Origin of the sequence: Anabaena sp. UHCC 0451 (genome assembly GCF_034931405.1) — a bacterium.
Classification (GTDB): domain Bacteria; phylum Cyanobacteriota; class Cyanobacteriia; order Cyanobacteriales; family Nostocaceae; genus RDYJ01.
Window position 1 is genome coordinate 74091 of the sequence record NZ_JAYGHA010000004.1, and the last position, 21874, is coordinate 95964.

The 21874-nt window shown below is 39.6% G+C and carries 20 protein-coding genes; 9 read left to right on the forward strand and 11 right to left on the reverse strand.

All coding sequences use genetic code 11. From position 1 onward, the window contains the following. Positions 1–49: 49 nt before the first annotated feature. The 3 genes from trpS to VB694_RS04270 all read right to left on the reverse strand — a co-directional run bounded on the left by trpS (position 50) and on the right by VB694_RS04270 (position 1988). The gene (trpS, locus tag VB694_RS04260) at positions 50–1057 is read right to left on the reverse strand and encodes a tryptophan--tRNA ligase (protein ID WP_323359071.1); all 1008 of its coding nucleotides are present in this window, start codon (positions 1055–1057) and stop codon (positions 50–52) included. Between the two features lie 246 nt (positions 1058–1303). Beyond that, positions 1304–1705, reverse strand: a complete 402-nt coding sequence (locus VB694_RS04265; protein WP_323359072.1) for a transcriptional regulator — start codon at positions 1703–1705, stop codon at positions 1304–1306. Further along, positions 1689–1988 carry a type II toxin-antitoxin system HigB family toxin gene (locus VB694_RS04270; RefSeq protein ID WP_323359073.1) on the reverse strand — a complete coding sequence of 100 codons (300 nt, stop codon included), beginning with the start codon at positions 1986–1988 and terminating at the stop codon, positions 1689–1691. Before VB694_RS04270 ends, VB694_RS04265 begins: the two co-directional genes overlap by 17 nt. Before the next feature lie 180 nt (positions 1989–2168). On the opposite strand from VB694_RS04270, the gene VB694_RS04275 reads away from it, so the two are divergent. Then, the gene (locus tag VB694_RS04275; protein ID WP_323359074.1) at positions 2169–3746 is read left to right on the forward strand and encodes a B12-binding domain-containing radical SAM protein; all 1578 of its coding nucleotides are present in this window, start codon (positions 2169–2171) and stop codon (positions 3744–3746) included. A gap of 325 nt (positions 3747–4071) precedes the next feature. After that, positions 4072–5217: a DNA cytosine methyltransferase gene (locus VB694_RS04280; RefSeq protein WP_323359075.1), complete on the forward strand. Its 1146-nt coding sequence runs from the start codon at positions 4072–4074 to the stop codon at positions 5215–5217. 4 nt (positions 5218–5221) lie between these two features. Here the strand turns inward: VB694_RS04280 and VB694_RS04285 are convergent, their stop codons facing one another. After that, entirely contained in the window at positions 5222–5962 is a 741-nt protein-coding gene (locus tag VB694_RS04285; RefSeq protein ID WP_323359076.1) for a restriction endonuclease, read from the reverse strand. Further along, positions 5959–6207: a helix-turn-helix transcriptional regulator gene (locus VB694_RS04290; protein WP_323359077.1), complete on the reverse strand. Its 249-nt coding sequence runs from the start codon at positions 6205–6207 to the stop codon at positions 5959–5961. Before VB694_RS04290 ends, VB694_RS04285 begins: the two co-directional genes overlap by 4 nt. Before the next feature lie 180 nt (positions 6208–6387). Between VB694_RS04290 and VB694_RS04295 the strand changes: the two genes are divergently transcribed. Continuing rightward, a complete protein-coding gene (locus VB694_RS04295; RefSeq protein ID WP_323359078.1) occupies positions 6388–6852 on the forward strand; it encodes an SRPBCC family protein in 465 nt (154 codons plus the stop codon). A 157-nt stretch (positions 6853–7009) separates the two neighbouring features. Here the strand turns inward: VB694_RS04295 and VB694_RS04300 are convergent, their stop codons facing one another. After that, positions 7010–8281 carry a CCA tRNA nucleotidyltransferase gene (locus tag VB694_RS04300; protein WP_323359079.1) on the reverse strand — a complete coding sequence of 424 codons (1272 nt, stop codon included), beginning with the start codon at positions 8279–8281 and terminating at the stop codon, positions 7010–7012. 152 nt (positions 8282–8433) lie between these two features. On the opposite strand from VB694_RS04300, the gene VB694_RS04305 reads away from it, so the two are divergent. The 6 genes from VB694_RS04305 to VB694_RS04330 all read left to right on the forward strand — a co-directional run bounded on the left by VB694_RS04305 (position 8434) and on the right by VB694_RS04330 (position 13824). Beyond that, on the forward strand, positions 8434–8682 hold the full coding sequence (locus VB694_RS04305) for a Ycf34 family protein (RefSeq protein WP_323359080.1): 249 nt from the start codon (positions 8434–8436) through the stop codon (positions 8680–8682). A gap of 122 nt (positions 8683–8804) precedes the next feature. After that, a complete protein-coding gene (tsaB, locus tag VB694_RS04310) occupies positions 8805–9464 on the forward strand; it encodes a tRNA (adenosine(37)-N6)-threonylcarbamoyltransferase complex dimerization subunit type 1 TsaB (RefSeq protein WP_323359081.1) in 660 nt (219 codons plus the stop codon). A gap of 235 nt (positions 9465–9699) precedes the next feature. Further along, the gene (gene plsX / locus VB694_RS04315; protein WP_323359082.1) at positions 9700–10725 is read left to right on the forward strand and encodes a phosphate acyltransferase PlsX; all 1026 of its coding nucleotides are present in this window, start codon (positions 9700–9702) and stop codon (positions 10723–10725) included. Between the two features lie 97 nt (positions 10726–10822). Beyond that, positions 10823–11839, forward strand: coding sequence for a beta-ketoacyl-ACP synthase III (locus VB694_RS04320; protein WP_416233463.1), 1017 nt, complete (start codon positions 10823–10825; stop codon positions 11837–11839). 43 nt (positions 11840–11882) lie between these two features. Then, positions 11883–12764, forward strand: coding sequence for an ACP S-malonyltransferase (gene fabD / locus VB694_RS04325; RefSeq protein ID WP_323359083.1), 882 nt, complete (start codon positions 11883–11885; stop codon positions 12762–12764). Positions 12765–12924: 160 nt separating this feature from the next. Next, complete coding sequence (locus tag VB694_RS04330; protein WP_323359084.1) at positions 12925–13824, forward strand: acyl-CoA desaturase; 900 nt, start codon at positions 12925–12927, stop codon at positions 13822–13824. 58 nt (positions 13825–13882) lie between these two features. Here the strand turns inward: VB694_RS04330 and VB694_RS04335 are convergent, their stop codons facing one another. The 5 genes from VB694_RS04335 to VB694_RS04355 all read right to left on the reverse strand — a co-directional run bounded on the left by VB694_RS04335 (position 13883) and on the right by VB694_RS04355 (position 21772). Next, complete coding sequence (locus VB694_RS04335) at positions 13883–16927, reverse strand: type I polyketide synthase (protein ID WP_323359085.1); 3045 nt, start codon at positions 16925–16927, stop codon at positions 13883–13885. 20 nt (positions 16928–16947) lie between these two features. Then, a complete protein-coding gene (locus tag VB694_RS04340) occupies positions 16948–17364 on the reverse strand; it encodes a hypothetical protein (protein WP_323359086.1) in 417 nt (138 codons plus the stop codon). A 43-nt stretch (positions 17365–17407) separates the two neighbouring features. After that, entirely contained in the window at positions 17408–18418 is a 1011-nt protein-coding gene (locus tag VB694_RS04345) for a hypothetical protein (RefSeq protein ID WP_323359087.1), read from the reverse strand. A gap of 23 nt (positions 18419–18441) precedes the next feature. Further along, positions 18442–19662, reverse strand: a complete 1221-nt coding sequence (locus VB694_RS04350; RefSeq protein ID WP_323359088.1) for a cytochrome P450 — start codon at positions 19660–19662, stop codon at positions 18442–18444. 100 nt (positions 19663–19762) lie between these two features. Beyond that, positions 19763–21772, reverse strand: a complete 2010-nt coding sequence (locus VB694_RS04355) for an AMP-binding protein (protein ID WP_323359089.1) — start codon at positions 21770–21772, stop codon at positions 19763–19765. Positions 21773–21874 lie beyond the last annotated feature (102 nt).

A 21874-nucleotide genomic window follows, 5' to 3' on the forward strand; every position in this document is an offset into this window, starting at 1 on the left:
ATGATTTCAAAAGTCCGCACTTGCGGACTTAGATTATTTAAGTTCGTAATTACAAAGGAATTGTGTAACCTAAAGCTGCTTTCACATCGGCTAAAGTTTGATTAGCTATAGCTTCCGCTTTCTCCCTTCCATCTTTTAAAACCGACTCTAAATAGCTTTTATCAGCCATTACCTCCTGATATTTATCTTGAATTGGTTTTAAAGCATTAATCGCTGTTTCTGTTAACAAAGGTTTAAATTGTCCCCAACCCATATCCGCACATTCAGCCGCTACCGCTTCCTTAGTTTTCCCAGATAGCAGCATATACAAAGTTAACAGGTTATGACATTCTGGACGGTCTACATCATCAAAAGTTAAACCCCGCACCAAATCAGTTTTACATTTTTTAATCTTCTTAGTAATTTGATCCGGTGAGTCTAAAACATTAATTCTGCTTAATTCTGAAGGATCAGATTTGGACATTTTCCGAGTTCCATCTGTCAAACTCATTACCCTTGCACCTTCTTTTCTAATCAAAGGATCGGGTAATTTTAAAGCGGGTTTATCCTTAGCAAATTGATGATTAAACCTGTTGACAATATCCCGTGCTAGTTCTAAATGTTGTTTTTGGTCTTCACCCACAGGCACTTTATCCGCTTGATAAAGCAAAATATCCGCAGCCATCAACACTGGATAAGTCAATAAACCAGCACTGACATTTTCACCTTGTTTAACTGCTTTTTCCTTAAATTGAATCATGTCCTGCAACCAATTTAAAGGAGTAATACAGTTTAACAACCAACAGAGTTCACTATGTGCAGAAACATGAGATTGCACAAAGATGTGAGAATGTTGTAAATCAATGCCACAAGCTAAATATAAAGCAGCGATGGTGTAAGTATCAGCCGCTAAGGTGGCGGGGTTATGTGGTACAGTGATGGCGTGTAAATCGACCACACAAAAGAAATTTTCATACTGGTCTTGAATTTCTACCCAGTTACGAATAGCACCCAAGTAGTTACCCAAGTGTAAGTTACCAGTTGGTTGAACTCCCGACAGAACGCGCTGCTTACCCATAATTATTAGTTAGTTATCTCCTCTTCCCCGCTTTGTTAGGTGGCGGTTACAAAATCTATTTTAGTAGTGATTAGTCATTAGGGAGTGATCATATCCCCGACTTCTTTTACTATCCTGTCAATAAATTGTAAATTGATCTGAGAAGTCGGGGATCTAAGTATTAGGTGATCATATCCCCGACTTCTTTTACTATCCTGTCAATAAATTGTAAATTGATCTGAGAAGTCGGGGATCTAAGTATCAGTATTATTCAACCAAATAACTAGGATCTATTTGAAAAAACACAGCTAATTCTTGAATTTGTTTTTCTGTTAATTGCCGATTACCATTGAGAACATCTAAAACTATTGACTCACTTTGTAAAATAGCAACTAAATCTTCTTGAGTAACATTTTTTGCTTCCATCAAATGTAATAACATAGAATGTTGTGTTCCTGGAGGTATAGGATAATTTTCCTCCTCAAATTTGGAGATTAATGTTACCAATAATTCCAATAGTGCTTTTTCCTCTGGAGTGAGATGGGAACGGTGTTCTAAATCCTCTACAATAGCGATCGCTGTCTCATTTTCTGCTTCAGTTGTAATCACTTTTGGTTGATATTGAGCAAGTAAAGCAGCGTAGGACTCTGGGTTAAAAGTAAGGGTCATTTTTCCATTTTCCTTGATCGTATTCAGCATGAGTTAAAATATACTTTATATAAATTCTTTGACTAGCATAGACAATATCAACTATTAAACGATAGTTATTTCCTCTAATGTTAAAAACCGTGAAGTTTCCTACTGATTCAGCACTTTTATAAACTGATTGGACTTCAATTAAGTTTTGCCATTGAACTTTACTTGCAACTCTATACCAGTCATAAAGTGCATCGCAGGAATCAGCATGGTTTAAACAGAAATCTCGCAAAATTTTCCGACTAATAACATTCACTCCTCTTTGATTCTCCCTAATTTTTTTAATAATGGAGTTAATTATAATACATTTACCATATATTGTCTAGGATATAGATCGAAAATCTGTACCTCCAGATGGATAAAAACTAACTGACCCAGCTTTTATATTTCAATAAAGGGGTATTTGAAAATAAAGCAAATCTGGGGGATATGCTTGATGAAAGCCTTACTAATCTGGCCGATCATGCCTAATTCTTTTTGGTCTTATCAGGAAACTCTTGATTTGGCTGGGTTACGTACTACAAATCCCCCATTGGGTTTAATCACAGTAGCAGCAATGCTACCAACTGATTGGGAAATTAGATTGTGCGATCGCAATGTTAGTCTAGAAACAGATGCAGATTGGCAATGGTGCGATATTGTCATTCTATCGGCAATGATTATCCAAAAACCAGATTTTAGTGAATTAATTAAAATAGCTAAAAACTTAGGTAAAAAAGTCGCAGTTGGTGGACCATTGCCCACATCTCTATCAGAATTTGCCCTAGAAGCAGGAGCAGATTATTTAATTTTAGATGAAGGGGAATGTACAATTCCCATGTTTTTAGCAGCTTTAGAACAGGGAGAAGAAACAGGTATTTTCCGCGCTACAGAAAAACCAGATGTTACCCAAACTCCCATCCCTAGATTTGATTTACTTGATTTAAATGCCTATTATGCAATCACAGTACAATTTTCTAGAGGATGTCCTTTTCAATGTGAATTTTGCGATATTATTACCCTTTTTGGTCGTAAGCCCCGCACGAAAACACCAGCACAAATGCTGGCAGAATTAGAAGTATTATATCAAATGGGTTGGCATCGTTATATATTTATAGTTGATGATAATTTTATTGGCAATAAACGTAATGCTAAAATCTTTTTAAAAGAACTAATTCCCTGGATGGAAAAACGTAATTATCCTTTTAGCTTAATTACAGAAGCTTCTTTAAATTTAGCAGAAGATGACGAATTACTAGAATTGATGGTGAAAGCTGGTTTTGTCATGGTATTCATGGGAATTGAAACCCCTGATATTGAAAGTTTATTGGGAGTTAATAAAGAACAAAATACCCGTCATTCATTAGTTGAATCCTGTGATAAAATTACTAAGGCAGGTTTACAAATTATGTCTGGTTTTATCTTAGGTTTTGATCATGAAAAACCAGGCGCTGGTAAACGTATTCAAGAGTTTGTAGAATCAACAAATATTCCCCAAGCTCATCTCAGTTTGTTGCAAGCATTACCAAATACAGCAATGTGGACTCGTCTACAACAAGAAGGACGTTTAATAGACAGTTTGAGTAAATATTTCACTTCTCAGAAATCTTTGATGAATTTTGTCCCTACTCGGCCGATGTCGGAAATTGTCAACGAGTTTATTGAGACTTTTTGGAATTTATATGAACCCTTACTTTATCTAAAACGAACTTTCCGCCATTTCCAACAAATGCCAGATTCGCGACCTAAACACAACCAGATTTTAACTAAAGCAGAATGGCGTTTTTTAAGGTCTATTTGTTGGCGACAAGGTATATTACGTTCTACCAGATTTGATTTTTGGTGGCAATTTATGGTCATAGGTTTTAGTAAACCTAATTTATTGTATGGTTATTTAATTACTTTAGGTATAGGTGAACATTTTTTCACTTTACGTCATGAAGTAAAGGCCGCACTAGAGGCAGAATTGCCATTATTAACGCAACAAGAACAGAAGAATCAAGAAGGAACTTTGCAATTAGAAGCTGTGAGTTAATTTTTTGTAAGTTGATTTGCTATATATAATTGAAATTGACACCTATTCGTAAGAATTCAGGTAAGGCGATAAGATTCCCGACTTCTTTTATTTATTGTGTCCATAAGTGATAAATTGATCTTAGAAGTCGGGGATCTGGGTATGAACGATTGCTATAACTGAATACTTACACCTAGTCTATAATTAGGAATAGGTGTTTTTTGAAGTTATGAATGAATATTTTCTAGCCCCTAATTTTTAGGATTAGGTTGCCAATTTTGCTATTCTTGATATATTAGTGTAGACTATATGTCACAGCAAAGCAAACATTCATATCAATTATCAAATGCAAGGAACACAAATTTCTTTTTTTCCTAACGAGGATCAGTATCATCCTACCAAAAAGCAAAAGAAACCAAAGTTAGGGCGTTATCAGCGTATTCAGCGCGAACTAGATCAAGATAATTCTGATCCACATAAGATATTTATTGATGTTAGTTCCCCACCCAGTCCATTATCTAAATATACTTTTGTGGATCTGTTTTGTGGTGCTGGGGGAATCACACAAGGTTTATTCCAAGCTGGATTTACACCATTAGCTAGTGTAGAAATTAGTCCAATTGCTTCTGCTACTCATAAAAGAAATTTTCCACAATGTCATCATTTCTGTGGAGATATTGAACAATTTTCTGCCCAATATTGGCTACAAAAAATCGCCTCACCTGATATTAATGTTGTTGTTGGCGGTCCACCATGTCAAGGATTTTCAGTAGCTGGAAAACGTGATCCAAAAGATCCTCGAAATAGGTTATTTTATGAATTCGTGCGTGTTGTTTCCGAAATACGTCCTTGGTATGTAGTGATGGAAAATGTGCCAGGTATTTTGACAATTCAAAAAGGGGATGTAAAAACCGCAATTATTGAAGCTTTTGAATCTATTGGTTATCCTCATATTTCGGTTGCAATTCTAGAATCTGCGGCTTATGGAGTCCCCCAAATTCGACCAAGAGCTATTTTTATTGCTAATAGATTTGGAATGCCAAATCCTTATCCTCAAGCGCAATTAAACCAAGAAGAATACAAAGCTATTGAGTCAGCAATTTCTGATTTACCAGAATATACTCGAATATCAGAAATTAATCACGAGTGGACTAAACATTCACAGGAGTACATGGAACGTCTTGCTCAAGTTCCTCCTGGTGGTTCTTTATATACAAAATACGTTGATGCTTTCAAACGCCAATATCCTGGTAAACCGAGTATGACTGTGAAAGAAAATCATGGTGGTACACATATTCATCCCTATTTAAATCGTGTGATTTCAGCTAGGGAAATGGCAAGATTACAAACCTTTCCCGATTCATTTATTTTTGAAGGTTCTATGAAAAAAGCTATGTGGCAAATTGGCAATGCAGTACCACCACGTTTAGCAGAGTGTATTGGTTATGGACTTATTCCTTACTTAAATGATATTTACCTGAACAAAAAATAACTGATTATTTTTCCTGATTTTCAACAAATTCAATTAGCTTTTCATTAAGTGCATTACGCCAAGCTTCAAAATCATACCAACCACAACCAATACAGCCTTCCTCAGCCTGATCACCTCGTTGATGTTGAGAAGGCCAATTTTCACCTCCTTGATACCAAAATTTAATGCCAAAAGGTGTACCTCGTTTACCAGTTTTTATACAGCGTTCACAACTTCTGGATTTTAAAAGATTATGATTGCCAGAAGCATCTTTTTTGAGTAATTGAAACTTTTTCCTAATTTCTGTTTCACTCATAGAGGTTAAATGTGGAGCCTCACTTTCTCCCCAACGTTCCATGGGAAACCTATGATCAATAACTAGCTCATGCTTTTCTCTTTGTCTCTGCTCTATTACATCTCTATATGAATAGACTTGGAGAATTCTTTGAACTAAAGAAGCTGGTATATTAGAAACAGAATTAGCTGATTTTATCTCTCCTGTCCAACAATCTCCTAAACGTATTTGTTGACAAGTTGGACAAAAATTCTTTTTTGTTTCAATTACAAGACCAGGACGACTTCTTGTCCCGCGTTGTAATCCTTGAATACCTCCACCACCAGCATACTGAGTTGATCCTATATTTTTTCCTTCGCACTCCCTACAATGCCATTTTTGATCTGATAAAAGAGTAAAGACTTGTAATTGAGTTGATCCTTGTCTAAATTGGGCTGTAATTGTCTCAACTAAATTTTGTTGGTTTGTCACTGTATTCTATCGGCTTCGATTTCCAAATTTGTCAGCAGAACCGAAACACTAATACCTAAGCCATCTGCAAGACTGACAAGAGCAGTCAGAGAAGGATTTCTGACTCCACGTTCCACACCAGAAATATATGTGCGGTCTAAGTTAGCGCGTAGTCCTAACTCCTCTTGTGAAATTCCTAACTCTGTTCTGCGTTGTCTGACTAGATAACCTAAAGCATAAAGAACCTTTTGTTTTGATTCATCCATCTGCTGATTTTGAGCCTTTATAGACTATCAGTCTACGGACGATGTGTCACATTACCAGGCATGACTTATTAAAATTTGGAAAAATTAGCCATCTCACAAGACTTTTATATAATTGAGATATCCGAAATAAATAAATGTATTAGCTTAATATAAACACAGCACTAGCATTACTACTACAAAATGTCCCAGGTTTTAGAACAATCAATAAAAATTAATGCCGCTGCTACGGTAGTGGAACAATGTTTTACAGATTTAACTTTAATGCACCGCTGGCTTAACCCTGTTCTCCGTTGTGAACCTGTAGGAAAAGTGTGGAGTACGGAAATAGGTAGTCGCAGTCGGTTTATGATTCAAATTCCTGTAATTAAACCTACTTTAAATACTGTAGTTCTCGAACGACAACCGGGTTTAGTAGTCTGGGGATTTAAGGGATTTTTCCAAGGTAGCGATCGCTGGGAATGTCAACCACTGTCAAAAGGTACACTTCTTGTTAACAGGTTTGAATTTAAAATTCCTAACCCTGTCGTCAGTTGGGGTTTTAATACCTTCGCCGCATCTTGGACTAAAGCCGATATGCAAGCACAACTGCGACGTTTTAAACGAGTTGCAGAAGAACTAGCTAATTCTCCTAAGTATGCTAAATAGGAGTAGTAGGGGCGAAGCATTCGGAAAATATCCTTTGGCAAAAACTGATAATTTATCACCCGAATGCTTCGCCCGTACAGGAGTCAGGAGGTAAACATTTCTTCCCAGTCACCAGTCACCAGTCACCAGTCACCAGTCCCCAGTCATCAGTCCCCAGTCACCAGTCCCCAGTCACCTGTTTTGCAAATTCTAGCGCCTCTGCTGCTGTAGTAACTTTTCCCTCAGCTTGGGCAATCGCAATTTCACTGAGTATCTTACCCACAAGTGGCGAAGCCGGAATATTTAGTGCTAAAATTACCTCTTTACCACTCACCAACGGTGAGGGGTGAGCTACCAAATCATCAGGGTTCAGGTAACGGTCGATCAAGGGTGCATAAACCCCTAGCGGATTATCGCCAGACATCGCCTCTACTACATCATCTGCTAAGGCTAAGGCAGTTGTAGCACTAAATACAACTCTCACGTCCTGAAATAAAAAATACTGTTCTCGTAGGGATTTATGAACTAATTTGAACTGCGGGAACAGTCTCAGGGCGGTAACAACACTACGAGTTTCTGCACGACTATAAGTTAGTTGCTGTAGTTCAATTTCCGCTTTTTCTGGGTTTGGGTGAACAAGACAAGCAAGTTTAGCAACACCTAACCAAGTAGTTTTGACAGTATCACGGATAGGTTGTTCCAGTTCTGCTTCTAATTGTGGATATTTTTCCCCTATCAAGCTGCAAGCTTTGTCAACTGCGGCTAATTTATCCAAGCTTTCACGGTTAGTATTTGTAAAAAAACTCCCTAGTAAATTATCTTCCCAGGCACTTTTTAACCAAGGTGTACCTTGAGAATTGCCTAAAAGATAACCAATTTCTACCCGCACTCTCTCGGCTGCAACCTTACCGATATCTGCTGCTAAGGTGCGAATAGTAGCTTGGGTAGCTGGTTCAATCGTAAAACCCAGTTGAGCCGCTTGACGATATGCTCGCATTAACCGCAAAGGGTCATCTTGCAGATTTTCCCGTGATATCATCCGTAATAGACCAGCGTTTATATCTGCATAACCTTGGAGGGGGTCGATAATTTCCTGGGTATGGGGATGATAGGCGATCGCATTAATTGTAAAATCCCTTCTCTGCAAATCAGTAAATATACTATCTCCTTCCTGTTGGGCAAAATCAGCGGTAGCATGAGGAAACACCACACGGGCAATTTTTCTTTCCGCATCCAGTAACACAAAACCAGCTTGATAATATTTAGCGATCGCCCGTGCCACTTTCACCGCATCATCTGGGATAATAAAATCTAAATCTAAATATTCCCGACTTCTACCCAAAATTGCATCCCGCACCGCACCACCTACCATGTAAGCAGTTTTTGGCAACCATTCCAAACTAAAAGGCCAATTTTTGGCATCTAAACGATCAACAATTAAATTATTCATTGTCAGTATGTCCACTTTATAGAACATAGATCCCCGACTTCTCACAGAAGTCGGGGAATATAGATACTTTATAAAAATCAACCCACCAACTAATGCTTAACATTTTTTCCTAAGCTACATTAACTATAAAGGTTCTAGGAGTTGGTTCTATTATGTGTATTTGCGTGAATTGCCACTATGTAGACCGTTGTGTAACCTACAATGCTGTAGAAGCACAGCACCAACAGCCCCATTTGACCGAAAACCCAGATTTTGAAGCCAATGAACCCTCTATCAATGTTAATATTCGCACAAAAGATGACATCATTGAAATGGAATGGGATGTAGTTGGTTGTCTCAGCTTTAAACAAGAAATGGGTAAATGGTCAAAATTGCGTCCCGGTGAATTAGTCCCTACTTGAATTTTAGATTTTAGATTTTGGATTTTAAATACCCAGATCCCTGCATTCTCACAGAAGTCGGGGATCTATCAGACTATGCTTTATTTTATAATTAATCTTTGTACTTATTCTGAACAATCATTTTGGCAACTAAACTACCACATCTCCCCCCCACAAAATACGCTTTAGGACTACACACCACTACACCAGAATTAGGTTTAGTAATTAGTGATTTTGCAGAAGATCCTCGCACCCATGTTTGGAATTTAGGACGTGATGTATCTAGTCATATCCATCAATATTTAATTGATTTGATTCAACCCCAAACCTGGACAGATTTAGCATTTATTGCCGTTGCTAAAGGACCAGGAGGTTTTACAGGAACTCGGATTGGTGTTGTTACAGCCCGCACTTTAGGACAACAGTTAGAAATACCTGTATTTGCAGTTTCCACCTTAGCCGCCTTCGCTTGGGATGAAAACAGCAAAAATCCCAAAACACAACCAATCATTGCTGTAGAAATGCCAGCACAAAGAGGTCAAGTCTTTGCAGCAATTTATCAAATAGCTACTGATAATTCTGGCATTATCGCATTATTATCAGATACTGTTTTTACACCAGAAAAATGGCAGGAAACCTTAGCAAATTGGCATACAGAATATCAAATAATTAAAGCCACATCTGGTTTAGCTGCAACAGTAAGCAGTATTTTAGAATTAGCCTATTTAGACTGGCAACAAGGTAAACGCCCTCATTGGTCAGAAGCTTTACCATATTATGGACAGCATCCTGTAGATATTTGATCATGAATCAGCAGTTATTCCGGTTTTGAGACCCCTGTTATTTGCGGTTAATGTGGTTTCAAAATTGCCTTGTTTGCAGTTCGCTACATTTAATAAGCGAGTTTTGATAGATACAGATTTAGTAAACTCGCTTAGTGGCAAATAAAATATAGTTTTTTATGCTTTTTTTGGGAATTTTTAATTGTTGAGTATTGCAATCTGATAAAATTTGTAAGGTTTCTTTGAGCTAGGAGCAATGGGATCGACTGGTGTAAGGATCGCAATTGACGCAATGGGGGGAGATTATGCACCCGCTGAAATCGTCGCTGGCGCACTGCGAGCGAAGGAAGAATTGGGTGTAAAAATCCTGTTGGTGGGTGATGCTCAACAAATTGAAGCTGTCGTACCGCCAAAAACAAATATGGAGGGATTGGAGATTGTTGCGGCTGAGGAAATGATCACCATGGATGAAGAGCCTTTGAGCGCAGTCAGGAAAAAGCGCAAGGCTTCCATCAATGTAGCAATGGATTTAGTCAAAACTCAACAGGCTGATGCTGTATTTTCTGCTGGACACTCTGGTGCAGCAATGGCATCTGCTTTGTTACGTTTAGGTAGACTACCAGGAATTGATCGCCCAGCAATTGGCACAGTATTCCCCACAATTAAAGCAGGTAAACCAGTATTAATACTTGATGTCGGCGCTAACGTAGACTGTCGGCCTAAATTTTTAGAGCAGTTTGCGGTGATGGGGTCGATTTATAGTCAGTATGTTTTGGGAATGCCTGAACCCAAAATAGGATTATTGAATATCGGTGAAGAAGATACCAAAGGCAACGAAGCAGCCCTCCGCGCCCATCAATTATTAAAGGAGAATACCCACATTAACTTTAGTGGCAACGCTGAAGGTCGTGATGTCTTATCTGGTGACTTTGATGTAATTGTCTGCGATGGTTTTGTGGGTAATGTGTTATTAAAATTTGCCGAAGCAGTTGGAGGAGTAATTTTACAAATTCTGCGGGAAGAATTACCCCAAGGAATACATGGTCAAATCGGCACAGCAATTTTAAAACCCAACCTCAAGCGGGTTAAACAGCGCATGGATCACGCAGAACATGGTGGCGCTTTACTTTTAGGCGTAAATGGAATCTGCTTTATCGGTCATGGTAGTTCCCAAGCGCCTTCAATTTTTAGTGCTATTCGCATGGCCAAAGAAGCTGTAGACAATCAAGTATTGACAAGACTACAGTCACAATATCAAATCCTCCAGAGTGAAAGGGATTAGCCTTAGCTATGGGAGAGTCCATTGTCATTAGTCATTGGTCATTCATGAATGGGGTTTGCTGACTGCTGACTGATGACTGCTTCTTAACAACTGACAAATGGAGAGATTAGGAGTGCAGAATTTATTCAATAATGGCATAGCAATTACAGGAAGTGGCTCGGCAGTACCAGCTACTCGCTTGGATAACCAGTTACTAACTGAACTGGTGGAAACTTCAGACGAGTGGATCACCTCACGCACAGGAATTAGTCAACGGCAGTTGGCATTACCGCCGGAATCATTGACTACATTGGCAACGGATGCAAGTAAACAGGCTCTTGCTGCCGCCGGTCTTAAAGCAGAAGATATTGATTTAATTTTGTTGGCCACATCTACCCCAGATGACTTGTTTGGTAATGCTTGCCGGATTCAAGCTGAACTAGGCGCAATTAAAGCAGTCGCCTTTGATTTAACAGCAGCCTGTTCTGGTTTTGTATTTGGACTGGTAACGGCAGCCCAATATATTAGAACAGGTGTCTATCAAAATGTACTGCTAATAGGCGGAGATATCCTCTCTCGTTGGGTAGATTGGCAAGATCGCCGCACGTGTGTACTGTTCGGTGATGGGGCTGGGGCTGTGGTCATACAAGCGAATAAGAGCGATCGCTTATTAGGATTTTCCCTGAAAAGTGATGGCACTCAAAACCACTATCTCAACCTGAATTATGAAGGTACAACCAAACAGGTAACATCGAAAATTCATGTACCGACAGGCACTTATCACCCCATTACCATGAACGGCAAAGAAGTTTACCGTTTTGCTATTCAGAAAGTCCCAGAAGTCATAGATAAAGCTCTATTTCAAGCTCATCTGAGTGTAGATAAAATAGATTGGTTGATCTTACATCAAGCAAACCAGCGCATTATTAATTCCGTAGCTGAACGTTTAAATATTCCTGAGCATAAAGTAATTAGTAACGTTGCCCATTATGGCAACACTTCCGCAGCTTCTATTCCCCTAGCACTAGATGAAGCAGTCAGGCAAGGCAAAATCAAAACTAATGATATAATTGCTACATCCGGCTTTGGCGCAGGTTTAACCTGGGGTGCTGCCATTTTTCAATGGGGAAGGTAAACAATTCAAAAGTCAAAAGTCAAAAGTCAAAATTAGAAACTTAATGACAAAAACTGCATGGGTGTTTCCCGGACAAGGTTCTCAAGCTTTGAACATGGGAATTGATCTACTAAAAATATCATCTGCCAAAGCAAAATTCGATCAAGCTGAGGCAATTTTGGGTTGGTCTGTGAGTGACATTTGTGAAAATGACGAAGAAAAACTATCGCGCACAGCTTATACACAACCCTGTTTGTATGTGGTTGAAAGCATTCTCGCTGATTTATTGCGAGAAAAGGGACAACAACCAAATTTAGTTGCCGGTCACAGTTTAGGAGAATATATTGCTCTTTATGTTGCTGGTGTTTTTGACTGGTCTACTGGGTTACAATTAGTCAAACGCCGCGCAGAAATTATGGATAGTGCTGCTGGGGGGATGATGGCAGCATTACTCAATTTTGACCGGGAAAAATTAGAAAAAGTGATTTCTGCGACTCCTGATGTCGTCTTGGCAAATGATAATAGTCCCGCCCAAGTTGTGATTTCTGGGACTCCAGAAGCAGTTCAAACTGTTATCTCCCAAGTCAAGGCAAAACGCGCACTACCTTTAAAAGTTTCTGGTGCATTTCATTCACATTTAATGGCAGCAGCAGCAGAGGAATTTCAAGCAATTTTAGAAAAAACCGATTTTCAAACAGCTGCAATTCCCGTTTCTTCAAATGTAGATCCAGTTCCTGAAATTGATGCAAATATTTTAAAGCAGCGTTTAATTCAACAAATGACTGGTTCTGTGCGTTGGCGAGAAATTTCTTTGCAATTACCAGAAAATGGCATTGAAAAAGTAGTGGAAATTGGACCAGGTAATGTTTTAACTGGGTTAATTAAACGTACTGCTTCTGGGTTAATCTTAGAAAACATTCGTCATGCTGCTGAGTTGCCTGAATAGGTGATAGAAGCAAACAAATTCAAAATTAAATAAGTAATTATATAGATAACTGTGGCAGTATAAACTTTCTATGTTGCCTATTTTTTTGTCTAAAGATTTACTTGATGAATTGTTTCTTAATTTGTTGTCAATGATTGGTCTAACTTTTACTACCGAATAGATGAAAAAATATCCAAGACTTTTAGCCCTTAGTTACAGTTTGGGACCTTTTCTAATCATAGTAACCCACTTGGGAGCATTCCTTCCCTTCTTCACAGGACTCTCATGGAGCAGCATTCTGTGGGCAGTTGCTCTTTATGTTGTCAGAATGATGAGTATTACAGCCATCTACCATCGGCTGCTTATTCATAAATCTTATCAAGCACCGGCAATCATCAAATGGGTCGGTAGCATTATTGCCTGTTCGTCAGGACAAATGGGTCCGAACTGGTGGAAAGGTCATCATATTCAGGGACATCACAATAACTCCGATCAACCAGACGATAGCCACTCTCCACATACACCATTTAAAGGTTTCAAAGGCTTCCTATGGTCACAATGTGGATGGCTTTTGTCCCGAAACTTTTTCCCTCCCAGCCTTCCTGCTGATTTGGAAGCAGACTGGGTACTCAAAACCATAGATAGGTTACACTTTATCCCCCTCATCCTATTAGGCGCAATTTCTTTCTGGATAGGTGGATTGGAGTTTTTCGGTGCTTTCTGCTTGAGTACAATGATACTTTTCCATTGTGTTGCCTTTGTCAATTCTCTTGCTCATATATTTGGCAAAACACCCTTTGTTAGCAATGATTATAGTCGGAATAACTGGTTCGTGGCAATGCTTACCTTTGGTGAAGGGTGGCACAATATGCACCACGCATTTCAGTGGTCAGCCCGTCATGGTTTCTCTGTTAAAGAAGGCAAAATTGTCTATTTGATAGATCCTACATATCAATTTATCCGACTGCTGGAAAGACTACACTTAAGTTCTAATTTGAAACTACCCACCGAAGCAGAACTTCTGCAAGCGGCCAACAGTGTCAGTACAGCCAAAAAAATAACGGTTGATGTATTTAGATAATAAATTTGTGCACTACTACAGTATTGCCAGAACGAATCGCACTTACTTCTATCTCGGCTTAATGCCCTCGACCCAACTCAATACCCAAACAAGTATTAAGTTGTTTTGCCAAAACCCTGACGTGGGGAAATTGAATCATGGTGTGGTGATTACCGGGGACCTTAAATATCTCCAATTTGGGTAGTATTTCCTTACCCCACCCATTGCGCGAAAATAACCACAGTGGTGTTTTCCTTTCCTCAGCACAAAAAAGCGCAACACGAGCGTCATAGGGAGCAAATTGATAAGGACATGGGGAAGATATGCTCTCCAAATCAGACTCTTTTTCTCTTTCTTCTAATGAGGGTGACTCAAATGGAGTCTGCTTGAGTCCCATTCGGCACAAAATCTTCAATCCTTTTTCTCGCAGATATTGCAAGCGTGTTCTCGTGTTTGACTTTTGGAGATAAGACACAATCCATCTGCAACGAAACAGTTGCTTTTGCCATTCCTGATAAAGTAGGTAAAGAAAATGAGTTCCTGGGCGATCAAAAATTACTAATAAATCTACTGTTTTGCCTCGTGCTTGCAGTTGTTGACTAATTTCGTAAGCAACAAGAGTTCCATAAGAATAACCACCAATGGAATAAGATCCGTGAGGCTGAACTTTCAAAATGTCTTCCAGATGGCGAGCGGCTAAAGCTTTAATAGCGTAAGCATTATCACTACCAAAAACGGCATAACCTGATTCTAGCAAGAAGAAAGGATATTCTAAACAATTTGCTAAAGGAAGAGCCTCTTGATAACTATTAGCGCAGTAAAAGAAAGGTTTTTTAAAATTATCTCTAGAGTGGATTTTTACCATGAAAGAGTATGGATGAGGTCGTTCTCCTTGACGACCCACAGTAATGGCTAAAAGACTCCGTTCTTGCTCTTCAGAAAGTTGGTATTTGGGAATATTGGGATCAGAGGGAGGTGTGTTATTTGCTTCCTTTATGGGAGGGTTGTTTGAAATATCTTCATTTTCAAGATAATGGGCTAAATCAGCAATAGTCATTAACTCAAAAAGAGCCGTGATCGGGAGTTTTTTCCCTAGTATTGTTTCGATTTTAGCTATAAGACTGACTGTCACCGAGGAATTGCCACCAAGATCAAAAAAATTATCTTTAACTCCAATGGGCTTGACATTGAGTACCTGTTCCCAGATTGCTGTCAGTTGTTGTTCAAGGTCATTTCGAGGTGGAATGAAAGTTCCTGTGATTAAATCTTCAGAGTCGATTACAGGAGTATTATCTTGAGGTTGTTGAGGAGATAAATTTCTAATTTCTGAGGGTATAGAAACATTAACAGTTGATTGAAACCAACAACTTTGTCTTTCAAAGGGATAGCTTGGTAACGAAATTAACTGGTAATAATCTGCACTATAAATCAAGTTCCAATCAATATTGTTATTTTCTAGCCATAAATTTCCTAGCTTGGTTAAAATTTGATGCCATAGTAAAGCATTACTCTCAACAAGAGAAGAAATCTCATGAGGTTGAGTAATCGTAGTTATATCTTGAATAATAGATAAGGTATCAATCTGACGCTGACGTTTGCTCGCTTTTTGAGTCAAGACTTTTGAAGTCGTAGAAGATTGAAGGAAATTTTCTAAATTTTCCTGTAGTTCCTTGAGAGATGAAGCGATGGTAAAAAGACCATATTGAAAGTGCGATCGCCCTACATTCGCACTATAACAAAGATTCCCTAAATCAATGTCTGGGTTTTGAGATAACCACACTAAGTAACGTTTGACAAGGGTTTGTAAGGCGGTGTCAGTTTGAGCAGACAGAGTGAACAGATGAAACGGTGCAGCGATAGGATGAATCGGCAGCGGTAATGGTGCTTCTTCTAATACTACATGAGCATTGGTTCCCCCAAAACCAAAGGCACTCACCCCCATCCGCAGAGGTTGCTCTGTCTGGACTAACGGCTCTAAGGTTTGTTGTACCCTTAGTCCCAGCTTTTCAAAATCAACAGCAGGATTGGGTTGCTGGAAATGGAGCGTGGGGAAAAGCTGACGATGGCGGAGGGAGAGGATGACTTTGATCAAACCCGCCATACCAGATGCTGCTTCTGTATGCCCAATATTGGTTTTGATTGAGCCAACCCGACAGGGATTATCCGCTGAACGCTGCTTTCCCAAAACTTTACCAATGGCTTTGAGTTCTAATGCGTCGCCAATAGGCGTTCCGGTGGCGTGAGTTTCGATGTAACAAATAGTTGCAGGATCAACCCCTGCATTTTGATAAGCTTGTTGGAGTAACTCAACCTGTGCTTGCAGATTGGGTGCGGTTAAATTATTACTGCGTCCGTTATTATTAACAGCATTTCCCTTGATAATGGCGTAAACGTGATCGCGATCTGCCTGTGCCTGAGCAAGGGATTTCAACACCACCATTCCCACCCCTTCACTCCTGACATAGCCATCAGCACGAGCATCAAACACTTTACAACGATTATCCGCAGCAATTAAACCAGCATTCTCAAATCTTTCTGTCCCATTCTCCACTAAAATCAGATTAACTCCCCCGGCTAAGGCTAAGGTAGATTCCCCCGTCCAGAGACTGTGACAAGCTCGATCTACCGCCACTAAAGCCGAAGAACAAGCCGTATCAACTGATAAACTAATTCCCCTGAAGTCAAAGAAATAGGAAATCCGATTTGCAGTCATTCCTCGCTGGTTTCCTGTCGTCACATTCAGATGTTCAATTCCTTGATCACTAATTAATCGAGAGTAGTCATTGCTGGCAATCCCGACAAAAACGCCTGTCCTACTTCCAGCCAAATTTTGAGGAACTTGACCTGCATCTTCTAGTGCTTCCCAAGCTATTTCTAATAGCAAACGATGTTGAGGATCAATCATCGCTGCTTCCGGGGGAGAGATTTTAAAAAAATCAGCAGCAAATTGATCAATATTTTCTAAGAATCCTCCCCAAATTGAAGAACTAGAATGATTTGAATTTCGTGATGAGTTAGTTATTGCATCAACCCCATTCTTGACTAATTCCTGAAAAGATTCTATGTTTTCAGCTTTAGAAAAACGACAGCTTAACCCAATAATTGCAATTGGTTCTTGATTCATATTTACAATTTCTTTCATGATTATTCTGTGACAATTCCCTGGTGTTTGATGTTTTTTTCTTCTTTTTCAGAAAGGCTTGGATAGGGCAGAAAATTCAAACGAATGATGCGCTTATCAGGAATATTATCAGTTACTGAATACACAGTTTCCCATCCTTGTTTAAAATCTCCTTTTAGGATACAAAACTGTTGAACAATAATATGATAAATTTCTTCAGCTATTTCTGGAGTTACAAAAATATTAGAATGAGTTTCTAAATCAATCTTCATCCATGTATGATCATTGTGAGAGTCTATTTTTGCAGTCCATATTCCTGTCAAATAGGAAACTAATTTTTCACAAACAAGAGCTTCATCAATTTCTGATTTCGAGAACCTATGTCCACATAGATTTAAGAATTTATCGCCTCTTTCCACTAGAGCTACTAAATTTGGCAAAAAATTACTCGCTGATCTCAAGACTTCAAGTAAGTTTTCATCTTTAGAGGTGAACTAAGTCAGAATTCAAGATAATGCTTTTTATTTCTTTCCAGTCTATCAAAATAACGTAGTCATCAAGAATATAACGGATGATTGGGATTCCTTGCCAACGAGTCACACATAAAGAACCCTCATAAGTTTCTAGAAAGGTATTAGATAAAGAAGCATGGAAAAATGTTGGAATTGCAGTTTTAAAACCTAGCTCATTAGCCAAATTTTTATTACGTGCCAGGAGTTTTCGCAAAGCAATGGTAGCTAAAGATTCGACACCAATCCCTCCGGTGTCAGCAGATCCATATATTGAAAATAGAAAAGGGTCTGTATCTGTTAAATTAGCTTTTTTTTGTAAAGTATCACGAACCGTTTCTGGAAATCCCTCTCCTGCTACTAGATATCTGAGTTTGTCAAGGGGTAGATATTGGTTTAACTGATTTGCTTTTAAATGCAGAAAACTGATTCTAGAACAGTTGGTATATAAAATAATCTGTTCTACTAAAGACTGCATTTTTTCAATGATTTCTAAAATCGCCTCAAGGTTTGCCCCTGGAGAAAATGAATAAAAGGGATAATCAACCGTTGCTGCAATACTTTGAAAAGCCCAATTCATTGAATCGCCTCCATTCCATCCTCCCAGCATTCCACCCATAATCACAAGAGTCTTTTTCTTATGAATTGAAAAGTTGCTTTCCAAAAACATCTTCAGATTGATGGGAGTTGCACGGTTATCTGTTTGGTTTCCCAACCAATAGCTTCTTCCCTTTCCTGATGTTCCTGTTGAACAAAAGATAGTATATGTGCCGTTATAGTCTGGATCAAGAAGTTGCTCAAGTGAGTAGGCTGAAATATAAGACTTCTTATCTGTTGTCGGTAAATTGTCTAATGATTCTCCTAGATTGACTCCCTTTTTATTTAGGAAATATTGATAAGCGGGAATAGAAGTTTGAGCGCGTTGAGCAACGGCTTCTGCCTTTTTCTTTGAACCTAATGTCTTTTTTGTAAATGGCTGATTCATTGTATTATGGATTCACGAATAAATTAATAGATAACAGGTTGAAAGGTTACGGGTAAAGTTTTTAAACCTCGTAAAGTGATACTTTCGCGCCAATCTAGGGTATCAGTAGCTAACTGAATATTGGGTAATTTCTGAAGTATTGCATTAATAGCAATTTGTCCTTGGACTCTAGCCAAGAAAGTACCCAAACAGAAGTGTATTCCCCCACCGAAAGGCAAGCTATAGTTTCTGCGAGTAAAGTCTAGTTGATCAGGGTTCGTAAACTGTTCTGGATCACGATTAGCTGCACCAATGCAGAGAATTACTTTATCCCCAGCTTGAATAGTTTTATCTCCCATTTCCAAATTTTCTGTCGCTAAACGCGCAATGACTTGGACTGGACTATCGTAGCGGAGTAACTCTTCTACTGCATTTTTAATCAAGTCTGGGTTTTGCTTGAGTTCAGCTAATTTATCAGGATGTTTCAATAGCGCCACCATTGCATTTCCGGTTAAGCTTTTCGTGGTTTCTTGTCCCACAATTAGCAGCATGATGCAGAAGCCAATAATTTCATCTTGGGTAATGCTCCTATCTTCATCTCTAGCTGCAATTAGACAACTAATTAAACCATCATTGGGTTGTTTCTCTAAGCGTGTCATCATTTCGGTGAGATAGTCTCTGGCTTTGATCGCCATCTGATTTTGCTTTTGATAGCCTTGTAAAGACATTGGTTGATCAAAAACAAAGAACAAGTCATAGGACCAACGAACCAGTTTAGGGTAGTCTTCGGGTGGGAGTCCCAAGATACGAGTCACAGTCATGGCGGGGAGTGGAGAGGCTAAGTCTTTGATGACATCCATCTGTCCTGTTGGTTGTACTTTTGCGAGTAGTTCATTCGCCATCGCCTGTATTTCAGTCCGCATCCCCTCTACAGTTGCAGAACAAAAAGCTTTACTTACCAGTTCCCGCAGACGGTTATGGTCGGGAGGTTCAAGGAAAAAGAGCCACTTATGAATGGTTTGAGCTAGGGGATCAAGATTCCCTTGCTTGAGGTAATGGCTTTTCTGGATCAGGCGTTGGGGTAAGTCATCCACTTGAAAACGAGAGTCTTTCAAAATAGCTTCCACATCGGCATAGCGAGTAATCACCCAAGCCTGGAGAAAACTGTAGTGAATGGGGTCTTCTCGACGCAGATACTCATAGGTGGGATAAGGATTTTGATGAAATTCCGCTTGGAAAGGGTTAAAGCGGATAGCGGTTGTCATGGTTATTAGTTCTTGAATTATAAGTTTAAACTAAAGCTGCTATTGGACTGGAGGGAGAAGTCATGGCTGTGAGAATCCGTCTTTCTCCTTGAAAAGGGGACTAAGAAACTTCTGTACTGAGATACTCGGTCAAAGACTCAATATTTGTATATTCCCAAAAGAGAGTGGGTTCTAACTCACACTCCAGCCAAATTGCCAATTCTCCCGTGAGTTCCAGCGCCACGGAGGAATCTAAACCATAGTGAGCAAAAGATTCTTCAGGATCAACTTCGTCAAGGTCTAGATGAAGAACGTCTGCAAGTTTGGTGATCAGCCAGTCTTGAATGGTTTCTGCGGTGGGTGCTATGTTCGGAATATCTGCTATTGGTGTTAAGGTTTCAGATAGATTAGGTTGCTGTTGCCATTCGCCAACTATATCAAGGGTTTGATTGAGAAATCCGGCTCGACAGGCGCGACGTTGGATTTTACCACTGGATGTCTTGGGAATACTGGCGGTTTTGAGCAAAGCCACCGCATAGACTTGTAAATCATGGTCAGCAGCTACCGCTTCACGGATTGCACCAACGACTTCATCCACATCCATCTGACGCAGATAACTCCGTTCCACTTCTTGGGTAATGACTAATTTTTCAAATCCATTGACATTTATGCTGAAAGCTGCACCACTGTCGGGACGTAAAGCAGGGTGAGATTGGAAAACGGTGTATTCAATGTCTTGGGGATAGTGATTGCGACCCCAGATAATAATGACATCTTTAATGCGTCCAGTGACAAATAACTCACTGTTGTGTAAAAAGCCTAAATCTCCAGTGCGGAGAAATTTACCTGTGGTGTTTTCCACAGATGCGCTAAATGTTTCTTGGGTAGCTGCTGTTTGATTCCAGTATCCCTGTGCCACACTTGGACTAGATACCCAGATTTCACCTACTTGGTTGTCTTCACAGGGAGTCAAGGTTTCTGGATTCACAATGAGGACTTTGGTATCTAGCCAAGGATATCCACAACCGACGATTTTTTTGACGTTTTGACTAGTTGGTAAAGCTTTGACAACTTGGTTTTGTTCTAAGGCTTCTGCTTCAACTGCTAAGACAGTTGGCTCATCTTTGAGGTTTACCCCTGTAATCATGAGGGTAGACTCTGCCATACCATAACAGGGATAGAAAAATTGAGGCTGAAAGCTACAGGAGATAAACTTTGTAGTAAATTGTTCTAAGGTTTCTGGACGAATCGGTTCTGCACCATTGTAGGCACTTGACCAACAACTGAGGTCTAATTCTTGTTGCTGTTCAGGTCTGATTTTCTGAACACAAAGTTCGTAACCTAAGTTAGGACCGCCGCTATGGGTGACACGATAGTGAGAAATGGCTTCGAGCCAGCGAATCGGACTTTGTAAAAAAGCGGCAGGTGGCATTAAAACCCCAAGACAACCTGTATAGAGAGGTTCAAGAATTCCATCCACCAAGCCCATATCATGGTAGTGAGGCAACCAACTCAGTGATACACTCTCTGGAGTCAGTTCAAAGGCTTTCTGAATGCTTTGGAGGTTATGCAATAAGTTACCATGACTGACCATCACTCCTTTGGATGTCCCAGTTGAGCCGGAAGTATATTGTAAGAAGGCAAGAGTATGGGGGGAAATTTCAGGGGGATGCCAGTTTTCTGGCTGCGGAATCAGGTTATCAGTGGCAATCCAGTCGAGATTTTGTATATCTGGGATGGCAACCTGTTTGGCTTTAATCTGGGTTAATAGAGATGCTGTGGTCAGTGCAATTGTAGCTTGAGCATCTGTGGCGATCGCATTGAGGCGAGGCAGAGAGTGATTAGGACGGGGAGGATGGACAGGTACAGCGATAATGCCAGCATAGAGACACCCCATAAAGGCTGTGATCAACTCTAAACCCGCAGGATAAACCAGCAAGGCTCGCTCTCCTGGTATGGCTACAGTTTGCAAATAAGCTGCAATATTTTGAGCTTGTTTGTCAAGTTTCTCATAGGTTAAATGAGCAGTTGCTGTTGTTCCATTTTCGAGGAAGGTATAAGCACGTTTTTGGGGTTGCTGGCGCGATCGCCCTTGAAGTAACTGGACTAAGTTAGATATTTCTAAATTCATCGTAGGGTAGTGTGACTTGAATCAAAAAGTGAGCAAAATTCTGAACTAAGACTTACGCATTGACAAAAAACATTATCTAAACCACGTCTACTTTGAAACCCA

Excerpts from the sequence above, each read along its gene's own strand:
- VB694_RS04355 (WP_323359089.1), bottom strand. The coding sequence starts at position 21,772 with ATGAATTTAGAAATATCTAACTTAGTCCAGTTACTTCAAGGGCGATCG.
- VB694_RS04295 (WP_323359078.1), top strand. The coding sequence starts at position 6,388 with ATGTCCCAGGTTTTAGAACAATCAATAAAAATTAATGCCGCTGCTACG.
- fabD (WP_323359083.1), top strand. The coding sequence starts at position 11,883 with ATGACAAAAACTGCATGGGTGTTTCCCGGACAAGGTTCTCAAGCTTTG.
- VB694_RS04330 (WP_323359084.1), top strand. The coding sequence starts at position 12,925 with ATGAAAAAATATCCAAGACTTTTAGCCCTTAGTTACAGTTTGGGACCT.
- trpS (WP_323359071.1), bottom strand. The coding sequence starts at position 1,057 with ATGGGTAAGCAGCGCGTTCTGTCGGGAGTTCAACCAACTGGTAACTTA.
- VB694_RS04290 (WP_323359077.1), bottom strand. The coding sequence starts at position 6,207 with ATGGATGAATCAAAACAAAAGGTTCTTTATGCTTTAGGTTATCTAGTC.
- VB694_RS04350 (WP_323359088.1), bottom strand. The coding sequence starts at position 19,662 with ATGACAACCGCTATCCGCTTTAACCCTTTCCAAGCGGAATTTCATCAA.
- VB694_RS04345 (WP_323359087.1), bottom strand. The coding sequence starts at position 18,418 with ATGAATCAGCCATTTACAAAAAAGACATTAGGTTCAAAGAAAAAGGCA.
- VB694_RS04265 (WP_323359072.1), bottom strand. The coding sequence starts at position 1,705 with ATGACCCTTACTTTTAACCCAGAGTCCTACGCTGCTTTACTTGCTCAA.
- plsX (WP_323359082.1), top strand. The coding sequence starts at position 9,700 with ATGGGATCGACTGGTGTAAGGATCGCAATTGACGCAATGGGGGGAGAT.
- VB694_RS04320 (WP_416233463.1), top strand. The coding sequence starts at position 10,823 with ATGGAGAGATTAGGAGTGCAGAATTTATTCAATAATGGCATAGCAATT.
- VB694_RS04305 (WP_323359080.1), top strand. The coding sequence starts at position 8,434 with ATGTGTATTTGCGTGAATTGCCACTATGTAGACCGTTGTGTAACCTAC.
- VB694_RS04275 (WP_323359074.1), top strand. The coding sequence starts at position 2,169 with ATGAAAGCCTTACTAATCTGGCCGATCATGCCTAATTCTTTTTGGTCT.
- VB694_RS04280 (WP_323359075.1), top strand. The coding sequence starts at position 4,072 with ATGCAAGGAACACAAATTTCTTTTTTTCCTAACGAGGATCAGTATCAT.
- VB694_RS04335 (WP_323359085.1), bottom strand. The coding sequence starts at position 16,927 with ATGAATCAAGAACCAATTGCAATTATTGGGTTAAGCTGTCGTTTTTCT.
- VB694_RS04300 (WP_323359079.1), bottom strand. The coding sequence starts at position 8,281 with ATGAATAATTTAATTGTTGATCGTTTAGATGCCAAAAATTGGCCTTTT.